At 64.0% G+C, this 211-nt stretch carries 1 protein-coding gene; it reads right to left on the bottom strand.

Annotated features, from left to right (window positions below; all coding sequences use genetic code 11):
* A partial coding sequence (locus H6A23_RS11320) for a hypothetical protein (RefSeq protein WP_204832269.1) occupies window positions 1-201 on the bottom strand: 201 nt, incomplete at its 3' end.
* Window positions 202-211 lie beyond the last annotated feature (10 nt).

Raw genomic sequence — 211 nt, 5'->3', positions numbered from 1 at the left:
CTCGGAGTCGCCCTCGAAGTTCCAGCCGGCGAACACGTAGCCGTCCTTGGTCGGGTTGGCGATGCCGCTCCACTCGTTGGTGCCGTTCAGGACCGCTCCGGTGCCGAGCAGCTCGTCGCCGTCCCAGTAGTTGACGGTGACGTAGCCCTCGTACGGATCGGAGACCTCATCCCAGTTGGCGTAGAGGTTGATCTCGGTCACGGTCTCATCG

The organism is Olsenella uli, from assembly GCF_016900775.1.
In the GTDB taxonomy this organism is placed as follows: Bacteria; Actinomycetota; Coriobacteriia; order Coriobacteriales; family Atopobiaceae; genus Thermophilibacter; species Thermophilibacter uli_A.
This window is presented reverse-complemented; position numbering and strand designations above follow the sequence as displayed.